The following is a 1758-nucleotide window of genomic DNA, read 5'->3' on the forward strand; positions in this document are numbered from 1 at the left end:
TTTAACAGTTTGGCTAATGATTGTTATTTTTAAGCATTTTATTGTTACAAAATGGAACTACAGGGCAACGGGTTTTTATTGAGGGCGTGGCAACAGGGCGATGAAGCATCACTTCAAAAGCATGCGGATAACCCTAAAGTATCGGCTTTTTTGCGCGACAGGTTCCCGTACCCTTATACTATGGAGGATGCGCTATTTTGGGTGAACCTGGCCCAAAACCAGCAACCTTTAACCAACTTTGCCATAGTAGTTAACGGTGAAGCCTGCGGCGGCATTGGTGTTGAACTTTTTACCGACGAAAGCCGCATAACCGCCGAAATAGGCTATTGGCTTGGTGAAGAACATTGGGGAAAGGGCTTAGCAACCGCGGCAGTAAAACTGGTAACCACTTATGCTTTTGAACATTTTTCGCTATTGCGTTTAGAAGCCGGTGTGTATAATAGAAACACGGCATCCATACGGGTGCTCGAAAAAGCAGGCTATATTCAGGAGGCCGTACTACGAAGGTCAGTTATTAAAAATGGCGAGGTGATGGATAAATATATGTATGCTATTTTTAAGGATGAACAATTAAATTCACAGGATGCCTAATTTGTATATCATAGCAGGTTGTAACGGTGCCGGTAAAACCACGGCAAGCTATACAGTTTTGCCCGAATTGCTTAACTGTAATGAGTTTGTAAATGCAGATAACATCGCGGCGGGACTATCTCCCTTCAATCCGGAAAGTGTTGCGTTCGAAGCCGGCCGGATCATGCTGCAACGGATTGATGAGTTGCTGAACCGGGGAGTTGACTTTGCCTTTGAAACAACGCTTTCAACCCGGAGTTATGTATCCTTGGTTAAAAGAGCTCAGCAAAAAGGATATGAAGTTACTTTATTGTTTTTTTGGTTGAGCTCTCCTGAAATGGCAATGGAACGAGTAGCTAAACGAGTGAGTAAAGGAGGCCATAATATCCCTGCCGATGTAATAGAACGGAGATATTACCGGGGAATAAGAAATTTGGTATCTTTGTATATACCTCTTTGTGATAAATGGGTTGTAATAAATAATATAAATACGGGCTCCCTGGTGGTGGCAAGAGGTTTCGGGTCGTTAGAAGAAACAATAATAAAATCCGACGTTTGGAAAGTAATTTTAGATCAGGCAAATGACAACTAAAGCACAAAAAATGGGCATGGATGAGTTAGAGGCGAAGGTGCTTGAAGGCATGAAGCGGGCGAACCGTAAGCTGGTTGAAACTGCCGCTGCCAACAACGAAAGCCTTATCATTGGAGATAAAGACGGCAGTTTCAAAGCTGTACCCGCAAAAGAGCTTTTAAAAACCCTTCCTGCCAAATAACAATCACTTATAACTCTTTCCGCATTACATAATCGTTCATCCAGTATTTACCAATTGCTATATCCTCTTCATAGGCTATGATAAACCCCATTTTTTCATAGAATGATTTGGCGTTATTGTACCTGTTGACGTTAAGTTCCAGCGTTTTCTTACCGGCATCTTTAGTTTTTTGGGCTACCTCGTTAATCAATACTTTTCCATAGCCTTTGCCCTGGGTTTGCGGCAGGCAGTATAGCTTTTGCAGCTTATAAACCTCCGGGTTTTCCTCGCGGGGCGAATAGGCTGCAAATGCCACCGGATTGCCTTCTTCCTCCAGTAACAGGTAAGTTTGCTGATTTTCTTTAACCTGTTTGGTTATTTTCTCTGTCGAGTAAATCTCGCCAAGCATAAAGGATATCTGTTCGCGCTCAAGAAT

Annotated in this window: 4 protein-coding genes; 3 read left to right on the forward strand and 1 reads right to left on the reverse strand. The window is 42.7% G+C overall.

Annotated elements, in window-relative coordinates; translation table 11 throughout:
• Positions 1–51: 51 nt before the first annotated feature.
• From VF500_RS26835 to VF500_RS26845, 3 genes are read left to right on the forward strand one after another with little or no spacing between them, the layout of a single operon-like run.
• Positions 52–591: a GNAT family protein gene (locus VF500_RS26835; RefSeq protein WP_330862613.1), complete on the forward strand. Its 540-nt coding sequence runs from the start codon at positions 52–54 to the stop codon at positions 589–591.
• Complete coding sequence (locus VF500_RS26840) at positions 584–1162, forward strand: zeta toxin family protein (protein ID WP_330862614.1); 579 nt, start codon at positions 584–586, stop codon at positions 1160–1162. The genes VF500_RS26835 and VF500_RS26840 overlap by 8 nt, the downstream gene beginning before the upstream one ends.
• Positions 1152–1343: a hypothetical protein gene (locus VF500_RS26845; RefSeq protein WP_091169281.1), complete on the forward strand. Its 192-nt coding sequence runs from the start codon at positions 1152–1154 to the stop codon at positions 1341–1343. Before VF500_RS26840 ends, VF500_RS26845 begins: the two co-directional genes overlap by 11 nt.
• Positions 1344–1350: 7 nt before the next feature.
• Here VF500_RS26845 and VF500_RS26850 read toward each other — a convergent pair.
• Positions 1351–1758: GNAT family N-acetyltransferase (locus VF500_RS26850; RefSeq protein WP_330862615.1), on the reverse strand; the 408-nt coding region annotated here is incomplete at its 5' end.

Source organism: Mucilaginibacter sp. (assembly GCF_036383575.1).
Classification (GTDB): Bacteria; Bacteroidota; Bacteroidia; order Sphingobacteriales; family Sphingobacteriaceae; genus Mucilaginibacter.